Raw genomic sequence first — 19,497 nt, forward strand, 5'->3', positions numbered from 1 at the left:
GACCCAATTAACACTGCTGCCATTCTATTTTGGTAGCGGGTGATTATTGCCTGCAATTAAAGATATAGAGCCGAACATATATGCCTTTTACACTTGGTCAACGCTGGATCAGCGATACAGAAAGCGAACTGGGACTTGGAACCGTCGTCGCGATGGATGCGCGAACTGTCACCTTACTTTTCCCGGCGACAGGTGAAAACCGTCTGTATGCGCGCAGTGACTCCCCCGTGACCCGCGTGATGTTTAACCCTGGTGATACGATTACAAGCCATGAAGGCTGGCAGCTACAAATCGATGAAGTAAAAGAAGAAAACGGTCTGCTTGCCTATACTGGCACCCGCCTTGATACCGAAGAAACCGCCGTCACGCTGCGTGAAGTCCTGCTCGACAGCAAGCTGGTTTTCAGTAAACCGCAGGATCGCCTGTTCGCCGGGCAAATCGACCGGATGGACCGATTCGCCCTGCGCTACCGCGCACGTAAATTTCAGAGCGAGCAGTACCGCATGCCGTGGAGCGGCCTGCGCGGTCAGCGCACCAGCCTGATTCCCCACCAGCTCAACATTGCCCATGATGTCGGTCGCCGCCACGCGCCGCGCGTCCTGCTGGCGGATGAAGTGGGCTTAGGAAAAACCATCGAAGCCGGGATGATCCTGCACCAACAGCTGCTGTCTGGCGCGGCGGAACGCGTGCTGATCATCGTCCCGGAAACTTTGCAGCATCAGTGGCTGGTTGAAATGCTGCGCCGCTTCAACCTGCGCTTCGCGCTGTTCGACGACGAGCGTTACACCGAAGCCCAGCACGATGCCTACAACCCGTTTGAAACCGAGCAACTGGTTATCTGCTCGCTGGACTTCGCGCGTCGCAACAAACAGCGTCTGGAACATCTGTGCGACGCACAATGGGACCTGCTGGTCGTCGATGAAGCTCACCACCTGGTGTGGAGCGAAGACGCGCCAAGCCGCGAATATATGGCGATTGAACAACTGGCGGAACGCGTGCCTGGCGTCCTGCTGCTGACCGCAACGCCGGAACAGCTGGGCATGGAAAGCCACTTCGCCCGCCTGCGTCTGCTCGACCCGAGCCGTTTCCACGACTTCGAACAATTTGTCGAAGAGCAAAAAAATTACCGCCCGGTCGCCGACGCCGTCGCCATGCTGCTGGCAGGCAACAAGCTGAGCAACGAAGAGCTGAACATGCTCGGCGACCTGATTGGCGAGCAGGACATCGAACCGCTGCTGCAAACGGCGAACAGCGACCGCGATGGCGCGCAGAATGCCCGCCAGGAACTGGTCTCCATGCTGATGGACAGACACGGCACCAGCCGCGTACTGTTCCGCAACACCCGTAACGGCGTCAAAGGCTTTCCGAAACGCGAGCTGCACACCATCAAGCTGCCGCTGCCAACGCAATATCAGACGGCGATTAAAGTCTCCGGCATTATGGGCGCGCGTAAAAGCGCGGAGGACAGAGCGCGCGATATGCTCTACCCGGAGCAGATTTATCAGGAATTCGAAGGGGATAGCGGCACCTGGTGGAACTTCGACCCGCGCGTGGAGTGGCTGATGGGGCATCTGACCAGCCACCGCTCGCAGAAAGTGCTGGTGATCTGCGCGAAAGCCGCCACCGCGCTGCAACTAGAGCAGGTGCTGCGCGAGCGCGAAGGCATCCGCGCCGCCGTATTCCATGAAGGCATGTCCATTATTGAACGCGACCGCGCCGCCGCGTGGTTTAGCGAAGAAGACAGCGGCGCGCAGGTTCTGCTGTGCTCGGAAATCGGTTCTGAAGGCCGTAACTTCCAGTTCGCCAGCAACCTGGTGATGTTTGACCTGCCGTTTAACCCGGATTTGCTGGAGCAGCGTATTGGCCGTCTGGACCGTATCGGCCAGGCGCACGATATTCAGATCCACGTTCCGTATCTGGAAAAAACCGCGCAGTCCGTGCTGGTTCGCTGGTATCACGAAGGGCTGGATGCCTTTGAGCACACCTGCCCGACCGGTCGCGCCATCTACGATACGGTGTATCACGATCTGATCGCTTACCTGGCGACGCCTGAAAACACCGACGGTTTTGACGCGCTGATCAAAACCTGCCGCGAGCAGCACGAAGCGCTGAAGGCGCAGCTGGAGCAAGGGCGCGACCGTCTGCTGGAGATCCACTCTAACGGCGGCGAGAAAGCGCAGGCGCTGGCAGAGAGCATTGAAGAACAGGATGACGACACCAGCCTGATCGCCTTCGCCATGAACCTGTTTGATATCGTCGGGATTAACCAGGATGACCGTGGTGAGAACCTGATTGTGCTGACGCCTTCCGATCATATGCTGGTGCCGGACTTCCCTGGCCTGCCGGAAGATGGCTGCACCATTACGTTCGAGCGTGATGTGGCGCTGTCGCGTGAAGATGCGCAGTTCGTTACCTGGGAACATCCGCTGATTCGCAACGGCCTGGATCTGATTCTGTCTGGCGATACCGGCAGCAGCACGATTTCGCTGTTGAAAAACAAAGCGTTGCCGGTGGGAACGCTGCTGGTGGAACTGGTGTATGTCGTTGAAGCGCAGGCGCCGAAACATTTACAGCTTAACCGTTTCCTGCCGCCGACGCCGGTGCGCATGCTGCTGGATAAAAACGGCAATAACCTGGCCGCGCAGGTGGAGTTTGAAACCTTCAACCGCCAGCTGAGCGCCGTTAACCGTCATACCGGCAGCAAGCTGGTCAACGCGGTGCAACAGGACGTACACGCGATTCTGCAACTGGGCGAAGCGCAGGCGGAGAAATCAGCTCGGGCGCTGATCGACGCCGCGCGTAGCGAAGCGGATGAAAAACTGTCTGCCGAACTGTCGCGTCTGGAAGCGCTGCGCGCCGTTAACCCAAACATCCGTGATGATGAACTTGCGGCGATCGACAGCAACCGTCAGCAGGTAATGGAAAGCCTGGATCAGGCCAACTGGCGTCTGGATGCCTTGCGTCTTATCGTCGTCACGCATCAGTAACGGAGCAAAAAATGGGGATGGAAAACTACAATCCGCCGCAGGAGCCCTGGCTGATTATCCTGTATCAGGATGAGCACATTATGGTGGTCAACAAGCCCAGCGGCTTGTTATCCGTGCCGGGCCGCCTTGAGGAGCACAAAGATAGCGTGATGACGCGTATTCAACGCGATTATCCGCAGGCGGAGTCAGTGCATCGTCTGGATATGGCGACCAGCGGCGTGATTGTAGTGGCGCTGACCAAAGCGGCGGAACGGGAGCTGAAACGTCAGTTCCGCGAGCGTGAACCGAAAAAACAGTACGTTGCGCGCGTGTGGGGGCATCCAGCCCCTGCCGAAGGGCTGGTTGATTTACCGCTGATCTGCGACTGGCCGAACAGGCCAAAACAGAAAGTGTGCTATGAGACAGGTAAGCCTGCGCAAACCGGGTATGAGGTGGTGGACTTCGCTGCGGATAACACCGCACGGGTGGTGCTTAAACCGATTACCGGGCGTTCTCATCAGCTACGTGTGCATATGCTGGCGTTGGGACACCCCATTCTCGGCGATCGCTTCTACGCGTCGCCAGAAGCGCTGGCGATGGCATCGCGTCTGTTGCTGCATGCCGAAACGCTAACCATCACCCATCCCGCGTATGGCAACAGTATGACCTTTAAAGCCCCGGTAGATTTTTAAATTCTGTGCCCATTTGTGCCGGGGGCGCTTCGCTTGCCCGGCCTACCGTTCTCAACGTAGGCCGGATAAGACGCTTTACGTCGCCATCCGGCAAAACCATTATTTAAAACCTTTCTGCTCTTTAATCATTTCATACGCTTTCTGAATTTCCTGCGCTTTTTGCTTCGCCATCTCCATCATCTCCGGCGGCAACCCTTTTGCGACCAGTTTGTCCGGGTGGTGCTCGCTCATCAGTCTGCGGTACGCGCGTTTAATGGTTGTCGCATCATCTGTCGGCTTAACCCCCAGCACGTTGCAGGCATCTTCCAGCGTAGGGCCACGCTGCGCCTGCTGCCAGCCGCCGCCGGACTGCTGTTGCTGATAACCGCCGCCAAACTGCGCCCCGCCCTGCATCATGCGTAAGAACTGATCGAACTGAGCGCGGGAAATCCCCAGCTCCTCGGCGATAACGTACAGCACTTCCCGCTCGTTCGGATGGAGCGTTCCATCCGCAAACGCCGCCTGAATCTGAATTTCCAGAAACATCCGTATCAGATCAAACCGCCCAAAGCAGACGCTGCGAAACTGGCGCATTTTTTCACGTAACGGGTAATTATCCGATTTTCCCACGCGAAACGCGTGTTGGGCGGCGGTACGTGATTCGCCGTGTAAGTTCATCCGGTCCATCAACTGGCTGGCAATATGGATATCCGCTTCCGTCACGCGCCCTTTCGATTTGGTTAAATGCCCCATGACCTCAAAAGTGGTGGCGAAAAACAGTGCCTGCCGTTCACGCTGATTGGCGAACCATGCCATTTTGCGGCTGCGGGCTTTGTCGAACATGTGGCCTATCAGCAGACCTAATACCACGCCCCAGAAGCCGCCTCCCATCATCAGCGCCACTGCGACACCTACAATCTTTCCCCAGTACTGCATAGACTCCCCAAATCTTTACGCTGACAGTGAGGCTATGTCCCACAATATAGAGTGCTTTTCCTGGAATGAAGGCTGCGGTCAATTGTGGGACATCGCCTATAATTTGCATTATCATACCTGTCATTCAATGCCGTGCCTAACACCACAGACACATACCCATTGGATTTCACGTTGCAGCAAGACCGCCGCACAGCCGCCAGACGCTTATCCAGGCAAGTCGCCGGGGGCATGCGAATAACGTCCACGAAAGCGCAACCTGAAAGACGACGGGTAGAAAAGGGACAGGATTAACACTAGCGTAGTGAAGATGAGTACGTTAGTCTCTGACCGTTTGTCACGCGCAACGCTACTGATGATGGAACAATAAATACAACGTATGAAAAAACGTATTCCCACTTTCCTGGCCACCATGATCGCCAGCGCCCTTTATAGTCAGCAGGGACTGGCCGCCGACCTTGCCTCGCAGTGCATGTTGGGTGTGCCAAGCTACGACCGTCCTCTGGTGAAAGGCGAGACGAACGAATTACCCGTGACGATCAACGCCGATCACGCGAAAGGGAACTACCCGGACGACGCGGTATTCACCGGTAATGTCGATATCAACCAGGGTAACAGTCGCCTGCAAGCTGACGAGGTGCAACTCCATCAAAAAGAGGCGCCAGGCCAGCCGGAACCGGTGCGTACCGTCGATGCGCTCGGCAACGTCCATTATGACGACAATCAGGTTATTCTGAAGGGGCCGAAAGGCTGGGCGAACCTGAACACCAAAGACACAAACGTGTGGGAAGGCGACTACCAGATGGTCGGCCGTCAGGGGCGCGGGAAAGCGGATCTGATGAAGCAGCGTGGCGAAAACCGCTATACCATTCTGGAAAATGGCAGCTTTACCTCCTGTCTGCCAGGCTCCGATACCTGGAGCGTTGTGGGCAGCGAAGTGATTCACGATCGTGAAGAGCAGGTAGCGGAAATCTGGAACGCCCGTTTTAAACTGGGTCCGGTTCCCGTCTTTTACAGCCCTTATTTACAGTTGCCGGTCGGTGACAAACGCCGCTCCGGTTTCCTGATTCCGAACGCAAAGTACACCACCAAGAACTATTTTGAGTTCTACCTGCCGTATTACTGGAACATCGCGCCCAATATGGACGCCACCATTACGCCGCATTATATGCACCGTCGTGGCGGTGTCATGTGGGAGAATGAGTTCCGCTACCTCAGCCAGGCGGGCGCGGGTTTAATGGAGTTCGACTATCTGAATTCCGATCGCGTTTACGACGATGAGCATCCGAACGACAGCAACTCCCGTCGCTGGTTGTTCTACTGGCGTCATGGCGGCGTGATGGATCAGGTATGGCGCTTTAATGTCGACTATACCAAGGTCAGCGACTCCAGCTACTTCAATGACTTTGACAATAAGTACGGTTCCAGTACCGACGGTTACGCCACGCAGAAATTCAGCGTCGGCTATGCCGTGCAGAACTTTGATGCCACGGTGTCAACCAAACAGTTCCAGGTATTCAGCGATCAGAATACCAGCAGTTACTCCGCTGAGCCGCAGTTAGACGTTAACTTCTACCAGAATGACGTTGGTCCATTCGATACGCGTATTTACGGCCAGGCCGTGAAGTTTGTGAACACCCGAGACAACATGCCGGAAGCGACTCGCGTTCACCTGGAGCCAACCATCAATCTGCCGTTATCGAATCAGTGGGGCAGCATCAATACTGAAGCGAAGCTGCTGGCGACGCACTACCAGCAAACCAATCTGGACTCGTACAACAACAATTCGCGAAACGTCAATAAACTCGATGAGTCGGTTAACCGCGTAATGCCGCAGTTCAAAGTCGACGGCAGGATGGTGTTTGAACGCGATATGACGACGTTGGCGCCGGGTTACACCCAGACGCTGGAGCCGCGCGCGCAGTATCTGTACGTTCCCTATCGTAACCAGAGCAGCATCAATAACTACGACTCCTCATTATTGCAGTCCGACTACAGCGGCCTGTTCCGCGACCGCACATATGGCGGTCTGGACCGTATCGCCTCCGCAAACCAGGTCACGACCGGCGTCACATCGCGTATTTATGATGATGCCGCAATTGAACGTTTTAATGTTTCCGTGGGTCAAATCTACTATTTCACGGAGTCTCGCACCGGCGATGACAACATAACCTGGGAGAATGACGACAAAACGGGCTCACTGGTTTGGGCGGGCGACACCTACTGGCGTATCTCCGACCGCTGGGGACTGCGTAGCGGCATTCAGTACGACACGCGTCTGGACAGCGTCGCGACCAGCAGCAGTACGATCGAATACCGTCGCGATGAAAATCGTCTCTTACAGTTGAACTACCGTTATGCCAGCGCGGAATATATTCAGGCTACGCTGCCGTCTTATTCCACTGCGGAGCAGTATAAAAACGGGATTTCCCAGATCGGGGGCGTTGCCAGTTGGCCGATTGCCGATCGTTGGTCTATCGTAGGCGCTTACTACTTTGATACCAATGTGAATAAGCCTGCCGACCAGATGCTCGGCGTGCAGTACAACTCCTGCTGCTATGCGATTCGCTTCGGTTATGAGCGTAAGCTGAACGGTTGGGATAACGATAAAGAACACGCTGTTTATGACAACGTGATCGGCTTTAACATTGAATTGCGTGGTCTGAGCTCCAACTACGGTCTCGGCACCAAAGAGATGTTGCGTTCGAACATTTTGCCGTATCAAAGCTCTCTGTGATTTGATTGATTTACCACGTAATCCGCATTGCGGTTAATTGAAATGGAAAAAGTATGAAGAACTGGAAAACGCTGCTTCTCGGTATCGCCATGATCGCGAATACCAGTTTCGCTGCCCCGCAGGTGGTCGATAAAGTCGCAGCCGTCGTCAATAACGGCGTCGTGCTGGAAAGCGACGTTGATGGCTTAATGCAATCAGTAAAACTTAATGCGGGTCAGGCTGGTCAGCAGCTTCCTGATGATGCCACGCTACGTCATCAGATCCTGGAACGTTTGATCATGGATCAAATCGTTCTCCAGATGGGTCAGAAGATGGGGGTGAAAATCTCTGATGAACAGCTGGATCAGGCTATCGCCAATATCGCTAAACAGAACAACATGACGCTGGACCAGATGCGCAGCCGTCTGGCTTACGATGGTCTGAGCTACTCGACCTACCGTAGCCAGATCCGCAAAGAGATGATCATCTCCGAAGTGCGTAACAACGAAGTGCGTCGTCGCGTCACCATCCTGCCGCAGGAAGTGGATGCGCTGGCCCAACAGGTCGGTAACCAGAACGATGCCAGCACAGAGCTGAACCTGAGCCACATTCTGATCCCGCTGCCGGAAAACCCGACGTCGGATCAGGTAAGCGAAGCGGAAGCCCAGGCGCGTTCGATTGTTGATGAAGCGCGTAACGGCAGTGATTTCGGCAAACTGGCGATCACCTACTCCGCCGACCAACAGGCGCTGAAAGGCGGCCAGATGGGCTGGGGACGTATTCAGGAGCTGCCGGGCATTTTCGCGCAGGCGCTGAGCACGGCGAAAAAAGGCGACATCGTTGGCCCGATTCGTTCCGGCGTTGGCTTCCACATTCTGAAAGTGAACGATCTGCGCGGCCAGAGCCAGAGCATCTCCGTCACTGAAGTTCATGCCCGCCATATTCTGCTGAAACCCTCACCGATCATGACCGATCAACAGGCGCGCCTGAAACTGGAAGAGATCGCAGCAGACATTAAGAGCGGCAAAACGACCTTTGCTGCCGCAGCGAAAGAGTTTTCACAGGACCCAGGTTCTGCCAACCAGGGCGGCGATCTGGGCTGGGCGGCAGCGGATATTTTCGATCCTGCCTTCCGCGACGCGCTGACCCGCCTCAACAAAGGCCAGATGAGCGCCCCGGTGCACTCCTCCTTTGGCTGGCACCTGATCGAACTGCTGGATACGCGTAACGTTGATAAAACCGACGCGGCGCAGAAAGACAGAGCTTACCGTATGCTGATGAACCGTAAGTTCTCGGAAGAAGCGGCAACCTGGATGCAGGAACAACGCGCCAGCGCTTACGTTAAAATCCTGAGCAATTAATGGCTACTGTTCAACGCGTTGTTATCACTCCCGGCGAACCCGCCGGGATTGGTCCTGACTTAGTCGTTCAGCTCGCACAGCGTGAGTGGCCGGTCGAACTCGTCGTCTGTGCAGATGCCCGTCTGTTAACCGATCGGGCCGCGTTGCTCGGTTTGCCCCTCTCGCTTCTTCCCTACTCGCCAAATCACCCTGCAAAACCGCAATCCGCCGGCACGCTGACCCTGTTGCCGACAGCGCTTCGCGCTCCTGTCACCCCAGGTCAACTCAGCGTTGAGAATGGGCAGTATGTGGTGGATACGCTGGCGCGCGCCTGCGACGGTTGTCTGCAAGGGGAATTTGCGGCGCTGATCACCGGGCCGGTTCACAAAGGCGTCATCAATGACGCTGGCGTACCGTTTACCGGACACACGGAGTTTTTTGAAGCGCGTTCGCAGGCGAAGAAAGTGGTGATGATGCTGGCCACCGAGGAGCTGCGGGTCGCGCTGGCGACAACGCACCTGCCGTTAAGAGCGGTTGCCGACGCCATTACACCCGCTTTGCTGCATGAGGTGATCGGCATTCTGCATCATGATTTACGCACGAAATTCGGCCTTGCCGATCCGCATATTCTGGTGTGCGGGCTAAATCCGCATGCGGGTGAAGGCGGCCATATGGGAACCGAAGAGATCGACACGATCGTTCCGGTACTGGATGATCTGCGCGCTCAGGGGATGCGCTTAAGCGGCCCTTTGCCCGCCGACACGCTTTTCCAGCCTAAATATCTCGATCATGCCGATGCCGTGCTGGCGATGTACCACGATCAGGGTCTCCCCGTGCTAAAATACCAGGGATTTGGTCGCGGCGTGAATATCACGCTGGGCCTGCCTTTTATTCGAACATCCGTAGACCACGGCACCGCGCTTGAACTGGCGGGTCGGGGGCAAGCGGATGTCGGCAGTTTTATTACGGCGCTTAATCTCGCCATCAAAATGATTGTTAATACCCAATGAATAATCGAGTCCATCAGGGCCACTTAGCCCGTAAACGTTTCGGGCAAAACTTTCTCAACGATCAGTTTGTGATCGACAGTATTGTCTCCGCCATTAACCCGCAAAAGGGTCAGGCAATGGTCGAAATCGGCCCCGGTCTGGCGGCGCTGACGGAGCCTGTTGGCGAACGTCTGGATCAGCTCACGGTGATCGAACTTGACCGCGATCTGGCCGCGCGCCTGCAAACGCACCCGTTTTTGGGACCGAAACTGACGATTTATCAGCAAGATGCCATGACCATGAACTTTGGCGAGCTGTCTGAGAAGATAGGTCAGCCGCTGCGCGTATTCGGCAACTTGCCCTACAACATCTCCACCCCGTTGATGTTCCACCTCTTTAGCTATACTGATGCGATTGCCGACATGCACTTTATGTTGCAAAAAGAAGTGGTCAATCGTCTGGTTGCAGGGCCGAACAGTAAGGCGTATGGTCGATTAAGCGTCATGGCGCAATATTATTGCCAGGTGATCCCGGTGCTGGAAGTGCCACCATCCGCCTTCACGCCGCCGCCTAAAGTCGATTCCGCCGTTGTGCGTCTGGTGCCTCACACGACGATGCCGTATCCGGTGAAAGACATACGCGTGTTGAGCCGCATCACCACCGAGGCGTTTAACCAGCGTCGTAAAACGATTCGCAACAGCCTCGGCAATCTGTTCAGCGTCGAGGTGCTGACGGAACTGGGCATTGACCCGGCATTGCGAGCGGAAAATATCTCTGTCGCGCAGTATTGCCAGATGGCGAACTATCTGTCAGAAAACGCGCCTTCGAAGGAGAGTTAAGCATGATCAATTCGCCCCGAGTGTGTATTCAGGTTCAGAGCGTCTACATTGAAGCGCAATCTTCACCTGATGATGAACGTTACGTATTCGCATACACGGTAACCATCCGCAATTTGGGGCGAGCGCCAGTGCAGTTGTTGGGGCGTTATTGGCTGATAACCAATGGTCATGGCCGCGAAACCGAAGTACAGGGCGAAGGTGTGGTTGGCGTGCAACCGCACATCGCGCCCGGAGAAGAGTACCAGTACACCAGCGGCGCCGTTATTGAAACGCCGCTGGGCACCATGCAGGGTCACTACGAAATGATCGATGAAAAAGGCGTCGCCTTTACTATCGATATTCCCGTGTTCCGACTCGCCGTTCCAACACTTATTCATTAAAACTAAAGCAATGGCAACATACCTCATTGGCGACGTTCACGGTTGCTACGACGAACTGATCGCATTGTTACACCAGGTGGAATTTACCCCCGGTTCAGATACCCTGTGGCTTACCGGCGATCTGGTCGCTCGCGGCCCTGGTTCTCTGGAAGTGCTCCGCTACGTGAAATCACTGGGCGACTGCGTGCGTCTGGTGCTTGGCAATCACGATTTACATCTGTTGGCCGTCTTTGCGGGCATTAGCCGCAATAAGCCGAAAGACAGGCTGACTCCGCTGCTGGAGGCGCCAGACGCTGACGAACTGCTCAACTGGCTGCGCCGTCAGCCGCTGTTGCAGGTCGACGAAGAGAAGAAGCTGGTGATGGCGCATGCAGGCATTACGCCGCAGTGGGATTTACAGACAGCGAAAGACTGCGCGCGCGATGTTGAAGCCGTGCTGTCGAGCGACTCCTACCCCTTCTTCCTCGACGCGATGTACGGCGATATGCCGAACAACTGGACGCCGGAGCTAACGGGTCTGGCGCGGCTGCGTTTTATCACGAATGCCTTCACCCGTATGCGTTACTGTTTCCCGAACGGCCAACTGGATATGTACAGCAAAGAGTCGCCGGAAAACGCCCCTGCGCCGCTGAAACCCTGGTTCGCCATTCCGGGACCGGTTAGCGAAGCATACAGCATTGTCTTTGGGCACTGGGCGTCGCTGGAAGGTAAAGGGACGCCGGAAGGCATTTATGGTCTGGATACCGGCTGCTGCTGGGGCGGGGATTTAACCTGCCTGCGTTGGGAAGATAAGCGCTACTTCGTGCAGCCGTCGAATCGTCATCTTGATTCAGGCAAAGGCGAGGCGGTAAACGCCTGAGCGTTATTTTGTAGGCCAGATAAGGCGTTTACGCCGCTATCCGGCATTCACGCCACATTATTGCCTGATGGCGCTTCGCTTATCAGGCCTACAAATCCGCGTTACAACATGCCGGATTAACGACGTTCCAGAATCTCGAAGCAGTAGCTGTGAGAATTCTGCTCATCGGCGTCGTGGAACTCGCTGAAGACCGATTCCCAGTCATCCGGTTCGTAGTCCGGGAAATGGGTGTCCCCTTCCACTTCGGCATCAATATGCGTCAGATACAGTTTCTGCGCTTTCGGCAAGAACTGTTCGTACACGCGTCCGCCGCCAATCACCATAATCTCTGGCGCATCGCCGCAGGCGGCAATCGCTTCATCGACCGATTTCACCCACTGCACGCGATCGTCAGTGCCAGGCTGGCTGCTGATGACGATGTTTTTACGCCCCGGCAGCGGTCGCCCGATGGATTCCCAGGTATGGCGCCCCATAACCACAGGCTTGTTTAAGGTGTTACGTTTAAACCAGGCGAGATCGGCAGGCAGGTTCCACGGCATGGCGTTTTCCATGCCGATAACGCGATCTACCGCTAACGCCGCAATCAGACTGATCATTGAATATTTCCTGGATACAAAAAATTGTCGCCACTATACGGAAAGAGCAATCTTTCGTCGACTAACGAAAAGAGGAATAGCACGAAAATTTTCCGTTCTGCTGGCAACCCGACTTATTTAAAGCGGTGTCAGCTCGCAGGCCGCCATCAGGCCCAATGCCGGATGGCGGCATAAATGCCTTATCCGGCCTACGATGGTTTGTAGGCCCGGTAAGCGCAGCGCCACCGGGCAAATTGTCGGATGGCGGCATAAATGCCTTATCCGGCCTACGATAGTTTGTAGGCCCGGTAAGCGCAGCGCCACCGGGCAAATTGCCGGATGGCGGCGTAAACGCCTTACCTGGCCTACGTTGACGGTTTCACTTCCGGCTCATCATCTGCATCACCCGTATGTTTACCTTCATCCGTGCCTTGCCAGCCGTGGCGTTGAATTAACGATAAATGTTCACGGTCTTCAGTAATAATCTCGCTCAACATAGCGCTGGTGCGTTTATAGACAGCCGCGCGGGACGTTGGATCGTTTTCCCCTTTCGCCATCTCTTCCACCATCTGCGTATTAAAACGACGGAACAGATCGGCACGCTCGCGCGCCTCGTAGCGTCCCAGCCCTAATTTCTCCAGCGCCTGACGCCCTGTTTTTAACGCGCCTTCAAACGTTTCACGCTCCGGCATCTCAACACCGGCCTGTCGCAGACGGATGTAGTGATCGACATCGCGGGCGCGGGCAATAATTTGCAGGTCGGGGAAATGGGCTTTTACCATTTCTGTCAGTTGTAAACTGGTTTGCGGATCGTCAATCGCGTTGATCAGCACTTCCGCTTTCGCCGCACCGGCAGACTCCAGCAGATCCATGCGCGTCGCGTCCCCGTAAAAGACCTTCATGCCAAATTTGCGCAGCGTTTCAATATGATCCGGGTCATGGTCGAGAACCACCATTTTTACCCCGCTCGACAGCAGCAAACGCCCCGTAATCTGCCCAAAACGGCCAAATCCGGCGATGATCACGCGCGGTTGCTCCGCATCGATCTCATCCGCTTCACGCGCTTCGCCGATTGCGGATTTTTCCAGACGGCCCAGGAGCACCAGAAAAATGGGCGTCGCCGCCATTGAGAGCGCAACGGTGAGCGTCAACGCCTTAGCCCATTCCGGGTCGAGTACACTGGCCATTTGCGCCGCGCCGAATACCACAAAGGCAAACTCACTCCCCTGTCCTAATAATACGGCAAACCAGAGACGTTGCTTATTCGGCACCCGTAGCGGCCTGGCGACCAGCCACAGCATTACCGTTTTAATGACCAGGAAACCGACCAGCAGGATAAGAATGCGTAACGGATTATCGATCAGCGTGCCAAAGTCGATAGACATGCCGACGCCGATAAAGAACAGCCCCAGCAGCAGCCCTTTAAACGGTTCTATGTCGCTTTCCAGCGCATGCCGGTATTCCGAGCTTGCCAGCAACACGCCCGCCAGAAACGCCCCCATCGCCATCGACAGCCCCACTTCTTCCAGCAGCAAGCCGAAGCCAAAGACCAGAAACAGGGCCACGGCGCTGAACACTTCACGCAAACCGGAACGCGCGACAAAACGCAACGCCGGGCGCGTGACATAGCGCCCTAACAGCACCACCAGCACCAGCGCCCCTGCCACTTTTAACGCAGACAGTGCAAAGACGCCCAGCGTCGTTGAGGCGCTGCTGGCGGCCAGCAAGGGGATCATCGCCACCAGCGGAATAGCGGCAATATCCTGAAACAGCAGCACGGCGAATGTGCTACGGCCCATTTGCGAGACGGTCAGGTTACGCTCATCCATCGCCTGCATCGCAATCGCCGTGGAAGAGAGCGCCAGCGTCATGCCGATCAGCTCCGCCACCTGCCAGCGCAGACCGAGGAACATACAGAACAGGCCAATCAACCCACCGCATACCACCATCTGCAACGCGCCGCCGCCAAAAACCGACGCACGCAGTTTCCACAAACGCTGCGGGTCCAGCTCCAGCCCAATCACAAACAGCATCAGCACCACGCCAATTTCGGCGAAATGGAGAATAGCTTCAGCGTCCGTCACCAGACGCAGCCCCCACGGGCCGATAATACACCCGGCAATGAGGTAGCCCAGCACCGACCCTAAGCCCAGCCGGACGGCAATCGGCACAATCAGCGCGGCCGACCCCAGGTAAATCAGCGCCTGTATCAGCGTATGGCTATCCATGATTTGCCTCCTGCCACGCCAGCAAACGTTGCTTGTAGTGGCGCGCCTGCGCCTGGAGCGTTTCGTCATCACAGACAAACGTACAATGCATCGCGAAAGGCGGCAGCCAGTTGAGCCCACAATAGAGCGCGGTAGCCTGTAACGGCTGCGAGAGCACATCAAAGCCCGGATAGGCGCCAATAGCGAAGTGGCTTTCGCCTCCGCCGGTCGTCACGGCCCACATCAGATCTTTGCCCCGGAGCGCCGTGCCGCCATGCCCGTAGGCCCAGCCATGCGCGAGGACTTTGTCCATCCAGAGTTTGAGTAAAGGGGGAACGCTGTACCACTGCATTGGATGCTGCCAGATGATAAGACGCGCGCGCGCCAGCGCCTGCTGCTCGGCGGCAACATCAATATTGAAGTCAGGGTAAAGCTGATAGAGCGAACGAATTTCGACGCCATCCAGCGTCCTTGCCTGTTCCAGCATCCGTTTATTCGCATGCGAGTGCTGCGGATACGGATGGGCATAAATAATGAGGATCATGAAGTAGCCTGTTATTTTACATCTCTGTTTTATCACAGAGTGTAGTCAGTAATTTAACAGGCTAATAGTGAATATTATTGAGCAGCTAAATGGATAAAACTGAATTAATTATCCAGTTCGCTCATGTTCTTCACCTGATCGCGGTTGATCTGTTCCGTTTTACCGGTTTCTGCGTTTTTGTAGGACACCAGTCCGGTATCATCATCGACCTGTGGTTTACCATCGGTGACGATCGTTTTGCCGTCGGTGGTTTTTATGGCCTGGTTTGATGAACAGCCCGCTACGGTAAATACCGTCGCAGCGGCAAAAAGAGACGCAATAAGAAGTTGTTTTTGCATGGTGTTCTCCCTGCTTTTCAGTCATTTTCAGTGGAATACCCATTAACTATAGACTAACTGACTGACCTTAAAAGAAAATACAGAACACTCTGAAGATATCCCCTAGTACAGGGGCTTGTTGCGAATCGTCATACTGCTCGTCTGGGCAAGCGTCAGTCCACGCGTCTCCGGCGCAAAGGCGATGGAAATAAGCAGACCGATAAGTGAAATTCCCGCCCCCATCAGCATGACGTAGCTGATCCCATATCTGGTGATGAAGATCGGCAGCGCCCACGTTGAAAGGATGGTGCCAATTCGACTCAGGGACATAATGACGCCCACGGCAGACGCGCGAATATCCGTCGGGAACAGCTCATTCGGGTAGAGCCACTGAAGGTTCCCCGGGCCGCCGGAGAAAAAGGCGTACACCGCAAAGGCCGCAACCACCAGCCAGATCCCCATTTCTGGGATCAGCCCCAGCACAGCCAGCGCCAGCGTCATCATGACAAAGCTGCCGATCAGCAATGGCCGTCGCCCTATGCTGTTCAGCCAGTACATCGGCGGAATACAGCCCAGCATAAAGAACAAACTGATCACCACATTGCCCAGCGCCGCGCTTTTCCCGACGCCCAGCCCCAGCAGGCCGACAATCTGCGGGCCAAAGGTATAGATGGCGAACATCGGGATGACCTGGCAGGTCCAGATGGCGGCGACAAACAAAACAAACGGGAAGTGACGGCGATTAAACAGCTGTAAGAAGCGCGTCTCCTGGGGCGGTTCTTCATCGAACGCCACCGGCTCGCCAAACAGTTTAATCATCATCTCCTCGCACTCTTTAACCCGCCCCTTACGCAACAGCCAGCGCGGTGATTCGGGAAGATCGAAGCGCCCGATCAGGATCATAATGCAGGGAATTGCCGCGCTCCCCAGCATCCAGCGCCATCCGCCCGCCACATCGTACAACCAGTAGCCGACCAGGTCGGCGCAGGTGGCGCCGACGTACCACATCGCGGCAATAAAACTGATCGAGAAGGCGCGCTGGCGGGTGTTGGAAAACTCGGTAATCATCGAGGTGGCGATAGGATAATCCGCGCCAATCACCACCCCAATCAGCACGCGCATGACGAGCAACTCCATCGGCGATGAGACAAACATCGTCGCTACCGATATCACCCCAATGGCGATGATATCGATGAGGAACATTTTACGTCGCCCCACTTTGTCTGAGATATAGCCGAACAGCGACGTACCGACAAACAGCCCGGCCAGCGTGCCAGCCCCCAGTAACCCCAGCCACTGCGCATCCAGCTTCAGCGCAGGCGTGAGCTGCTCCAGCGCCACGCCAATCATGACCAGTACGTAACCGTCCAGGAACGGCCCGCCGCTTCCCCACAGCATAATTCTGCGGTGAATAGAGGAGAATTTAATGTCGTCAAAGTTCCTGGGCTGCTGCATAGCCGCGTCCTGTTTTGTTTTCACTTGATGCCTGATGGCGCTACGCTTATCAGGCCTACGAATCACGTATTTTGTAGGCCGGATAAGACGCGTCAGCGACGCCATCCGGCATCAACCTCAGCCGTAGCGAAATTCCACGCCAAAGGTGCCGCGCGGGTATTCCCATTTCTCCAGCGCCGTCCCCAACCCGAGAATTCGACAGGTGCCGCACTCCAGGCACCCGGCGTAATCAAAACGCACGCTGCCGTCGTCCTGCTTTTTATACAACCCGGCCGGACACGCCTTGATCAGCACCTCCAGCGCCTGCTTATCCGGTTCGGTTTTCAGGATGATGTGCGGATTGTCTTCATCCACATTGAATTTATTGACGCCCAGTTTGACGTCCACATTGACGGGAGAAGTCATAATACGGTCACTCCTTTGATGCCATCCTTCATCAGGTTGATGAAGCCCACTTTCTTCGCGTGGCGCAGGATTTTTTTACGCACAGGGACGGGAGCGCTGCCATCGACAGTAAACAGATCGCGGGCAATGCCCACCGCCATTTCAGGGTAGCGCGTGAACATACGCGGGTTGTCCAGAAACGCCGGTAAGCGCTGGTACATACGCATATCCCGCATCGGCCCGTTGTCGAGATGCTGTCGATATTCCGCCAGCCCCTGTCGGCTGAAATCGTTGCTCTGCATGGCCGAAAGTACGGTCTTCGCCGCCGCTTCCCCTGCCGCGACGGCCAGGTCCATACCGCGAATCGTAAAACCGAGGTTCATACACATACCGGCGGCGTCACCGGCAATCAGCACGCCGTCGCCCACCAGCTCCGGCTGCATATTCATTCCCGCTTCCGGGACGACGTGCGCGGCGTACTCCAGCAGTTTTCCGCCCGCAATCAGCGGCGCCACCGCCGGATGCTGTTTAAAATCTTCCAGCATTTGTGGAACCGACTTTTTCGCCTCTTTCAGATGATGCAGACCGCAAACCAGCCCCAAAGAGAGGGTCGTTTTATTGGTATAGAGGAAGCCGCCGCCCATCAGACCGTCGGTCGGAGAACCGGCAAACAGACAGGCCGCGCCTTCATTTCCCTGTAATCCGAAGCGATCCACAATGACCGATTCAGGCAACTCAATTAACTCTTTTACGCCTACCGCGACATGGGCGGCATCTACACGTTTCGCCATTCCCAGCTTTTCCGCCAACAGCGAGTTCACGCCATCAGCGAGAATGACCGTTTTCGCTTCAATAACGTCGCCATCCGCCTCAACGCCCACCACTTTGCCGTCGCGCTGAACAAGATTATCCACGCGGATGCCGGTTATCAGCTGCGCGCCCGCCTCTTCAGCCTGTTCCATCAGCCAAGCGTCAAATTTACTGCGCAATACGGAATAAGAGACCTGCGAAGGCGCGGCATCCTCGCCATTGACGTAATCCACCGCCATCGCCCCTTTTTCGGTCATAAAAGCGAGTTTTTCATGGGTGATCACGCGTTCAACCGGGGCATGTTCAGCAAAACCGGGGATAATGCGCTCCAGACTGTGCGCGTAGATGCGCCCGCCGGTGACATTCTTCGCGCCAGCGGAATTGCCGCGCTCAATAACCAGCACCTGCGCCCCTTCGCGGGCGAGCACCAGCGCCGCGACGGAACCCGCCAGTCCGGCCCCCACGATGATGGCATCAAAGATATCTTCGGACATAAGAACTCCAGATTTACCTGTCAGCGGCAGGGCCGATACCCACAGGCCCTGCCCGAGTGGATCAGCGTGCTAAAGCGCTCGTAAGCGCAGGCAGAATCTTCATCACATCGCCGACAATGCCGTAATCAGCGTATTGAAATATCGGCGCATTTTTATCTTTGTTGATGGCGCAGATGGTTTGTGAACCGTTCGCGCCCACCATGTGCTGGATCTGCCCGGAAATGCCCACCGCGAGGTAAAGCTCTGGTTTAAGCATCAGGTTGGAGATGCCGACATAACGCTCGTGCTCCATCCATTTTTCGTTTTCCGCCACCGGACGAGAACACGCCAGTTCCGCGCCAATGGCCTGACACAGCGCCTGGGCCAGCGAGATATTCTCTTTGCTGCCGATGCCGCGCCCGACGCTAACCACCAGTCGCGCTTTATCAAGATCGACCGTGTTGCTCTGGCGCGCCTGCGTTGCGGTGCGCGTTACGACGACATCTGGCGACTGCCACTGCACGTCATGCGACTCGCCGTGGCGGGACGCGTCCGCCTGTTGCGCCTCGAACGTGCCGCTGCCGACGGTGATCACCGCATACGGTGATGTGATGGTCTCTTCGCCAATCGCCAGCCCGCCGTAGACCATATGCCGGACGGTCGCATGGCCCTCCTGCTGCGTTACCGCACTGGCGTCGTTAGAGACGGCCGCCGCGAGACGAAATCCCAGCTTTGCCGCCAGCAGTTTGCCACGGCGGGTATTAGGCAGCAGCACCAGACCCGAATCCCCCTGCTGGCGAATCGTCTGCGCCATCACCCCGGCGTAATCTTCCACCATGCAGTCGTCCGGTTTACCGCGTAAATGCCAGATGTGATTCGCCCCCAGCTGGCGTGCCGTCTCGCCCTCGGCGTCGTGCTGCACAAACGCATGAATCTGCTCGCCTGAAGCCAGTGCGCCGCTCATCAGTTCCGGCAGACGAGAAGGGGTATCGCTGAATACCCAGACATGAGAAAACGTGTTCATAATATCCCCCGGTAA

17 protein-coding genes are annotated in these 19,497 nt (G+C 56.1%); 8 read left to right on the top strand and 9 right to left on the bottom strand.

Annotated features, from left to right (window positions below):
• Positions 1-80 precede the first annotated feature (80 nt).
• Both rapA and rluA read left to right on the top strand, forming a co-directional pair.
• On the top strand, positions 81-2,987 hold the full coding sequence (rapA, locus tag OGX81_RS01520; RefSeq protein ID WP_012134109.1) for an RNA polymerase-associated protein RapA: 2,907 nt from the start codon (positions 81-83) through the stop codon (positions 2,985-2,987).
• Positions 2,988-2,998: 11 nt separating this feature from the next.
• Positions 2,999-3,658, top strand: a complete 660-nt coding sequence (rluA, locus tag OGX81_RS01525) for a bifunctional tRNA pseudouridine(32) synthase/23S rRNA pseudouridine(746) synthase RluA (RefSeq protein WP_104867779.1) — start codon at positions 2,999-3,001, stop codon at positions 3,656-3,658.
• A gap of 99 nt (positions 3,659-3,757) precedes the next feature.
• On the opposite strand, the gene djlA is transcribed toward rluA, so the two are convergent.
• Positions 3,758-4,573 (bottom strand): co-chaperone DjlA, encoded by an 816-nt coding sequence (djlA, locus tag OGX81_RS01530; RefSeq protein WP_012134111.1) that lies wholly within the window; start codon positions 4,571-4,573, stop codon positions 3,758-3,760.
• Between the two features lie 376 nt (positions 4,574-4,949).
• Between djlA and lptD the strand changes: the two genes are divergently transcribed.
• The 6 genes from lptD to apaH are packed head-to-tail and all read left to right on the top strand — an operon-like array spanning position 4,950 to position 11,693.
• Complete coding sequence (gene lptD / locus OGX81_RS01535; RefSeq protein WP_104867780.1) at positions 4,950-7,307, top strand: LPS assembly protein LptD; 2,358 nt, start codon at positions 4,950-4,952, stop codon at positions 7,305-7,307.
• 53 nt (positions 7,308-7,360) lie between these two features.
• Entirely contained in the window at positions 7,361-8,647 is a 1,287-nt protein-coding gene (gene surA / locus OGX81_RS01540; protein ID WP_047458976.1) for a peptidylprolyl isomerase SurA, read from the top strand.
• On the top strand, positions 8,647-9,636 hold the full coding sequence (pdxA, locus tag OGX81_RS01545; protein ID WP_012134114.1) for a 4-hydroxythreonine-4-phosphate dehydrogenase PdxA: 990 nt from the start codon (positions 8,647-8,649) through the stop codon (positions 9,634-9,636). Before surA ends, pdxA begins: the two co-directional genes overlap by 1 nt.
• Complete coding sequence (gene rsmA, locus OGX81_RS01550) at positions 9,633-10,454, top strand: 16S rRNA (adenine(1518)-N(6)/adenine(1519)-N(6))-dimethyltransferase RsmA (protein ID WP_012134115.1); 822 nt, start codon at positions 9,633-9,635, stop codon at positions 10,452-10,454. The genes pdxA and rsmA overlap by 4 nt, the downstream gene beginning before the upstream one ends.
• Positions 10,455-10,456: 2 nt before the next feature.
• Positions 10,457-10,834 (top strand): Co2+/Mg2+ efflux facilitator ApaG/CorD, encoded by a 378-nt coding sequence (gene apaG / locus OGX81_RS01555; protein WP_012134116.1) that lies wholly within the window; start codon positions 10,457-10,459, stop codon positions 10,832-10,834.
• A 10-nt stretch (positions 10,835-10,844) separates the two neighbouring features.
• The gene (gene apaH, locus OGX81_RS01560) at positions 10,845-11,693 is read left to right on the top strand and encodes a bis(5'-nucleosyl)-tetraphosphatase (symmetrical) ApaH (protein ID WP_012134118.1); all 849 of its coding nucleotides are present in this window, start codon (positions 10,845-10,847) and stop codon (positions 11,691-11,693) included.
• A 116-nt stretch (positions 11,694-11,809) separates the two neighbouring features.
• Here apaH and folA read toward each other — a convergent pair whose 3' ends face one another.
• From folA to OGX81_RS01600, 8 genes are all read right to left on the bottom strand, one after another.
• A complete protein-coding gene (folA, locus tag OGX81_RS01565) occupies positions 11,810-12,289 on the bottom strand; it encodes a type 3 dihydrofolate reductase (RefSeq protein ID WP_012134119.1) in 480 nt (159 codons plus the stop codon).
• 344 nt (positions 12,290-12,633) lie between these two features.
• The gene (gene kefC, locus OGX81_RS01570) at positions 12,634-14,496 is read right to left on the bottom strand and encodes a glutathione-regulated potassium-efflux system protein KefC (protein WP_104867782.1); all 1,863 of its coding nucleotides are present in this window, start codon (positions 14,494-14,496) and stop codon (positions 12,634-12,636) included.
• Entirely contained in the window at positions 14,489-15,019 is a 531-nt protein-coding gene (gene kefF / locus OGX81_RS01575; RefSeq protein WP_047458991.1) for a glutathione-regulated potassium-efflux system oxidoreductase KefF, read from the bottom strand. Before kefF ends, kefC begins: the two co-directional genes overlap by 8 nt.
• A 104-nt stretch (positions 15,020-15,123) precedes the next feature.
• A complete protein-coding gene (locus OGX81_RS01580) occupies positions 15,124-15,357 on the bottom strand; it encodes a YgdI/YgdR family lipoprotein (RefSeq protein WP_012134122.1) in 234 nt (77 codons plus the stop codon).
• Positions 15,358-15,459: 102 nt separating this feature from the next.
• Positions 15,460-16,791, bottom strand: coding sequence for an MFS transporter (locus OGX81_RS01585; RefSeq protein ID WP_104867783.1), 1,332 nt, complete (start codon positions 16,789-16,791; stop codon positions 15,460-15,462).
• Between the two features lie 117 nt (positions 16,792-16,908).
• On the bottom strand, positions 16,909-17,196 hold the full coding sequence (gene fixX, locus OGX81_RS01590) for a ferredoxin-like protein FixX (protein WP_012134124.1): 288 nt from the start codon (positions 17,194-17,196) through the stop codon (positions 16,909-16,911).
• On the bottom strand, positions 17,193-18,479 hold the full coding sequence (locus OGX81_RS01595; protein WP_012134125.1) for an FAD-dependent oxidoreductase: 1,287 nt from the start codon (positions 18,477-18,479) through the stop codon (positions 17,193-17,195). Before OGX81_RS01595 ends, fixX begins: the two co-directional genes overlap by 4 nt.
• A gap of 61 nt (positions 18,480-18,540) precedes the next feature.
• The gene (locus tag OGX81_RS01600) at positions 18,541-19,482 is read right to left on the bottom strand and encodes an electron transfer flavoprotein subunit alpha/FixB family protein (protein WP_104867784.1); all 942 of its coding nucleotides are present in this window, start codon (positions 19,480-19,482) and stop codon (positions 18,541-18,543) included.
• Positions 19,483-19,497 lie beyond the last annotated feature (15 nt).

Source organism: Citrobacter sp. CK206 (assembly GCF_030333125.1).
Lineage (GTDB): Bacteria > Pseudomonadota > Gammaproteobacteria > Enterobacterales > Enterobacteriaceae > Citrobacter_B > Citrobacter_B koseri.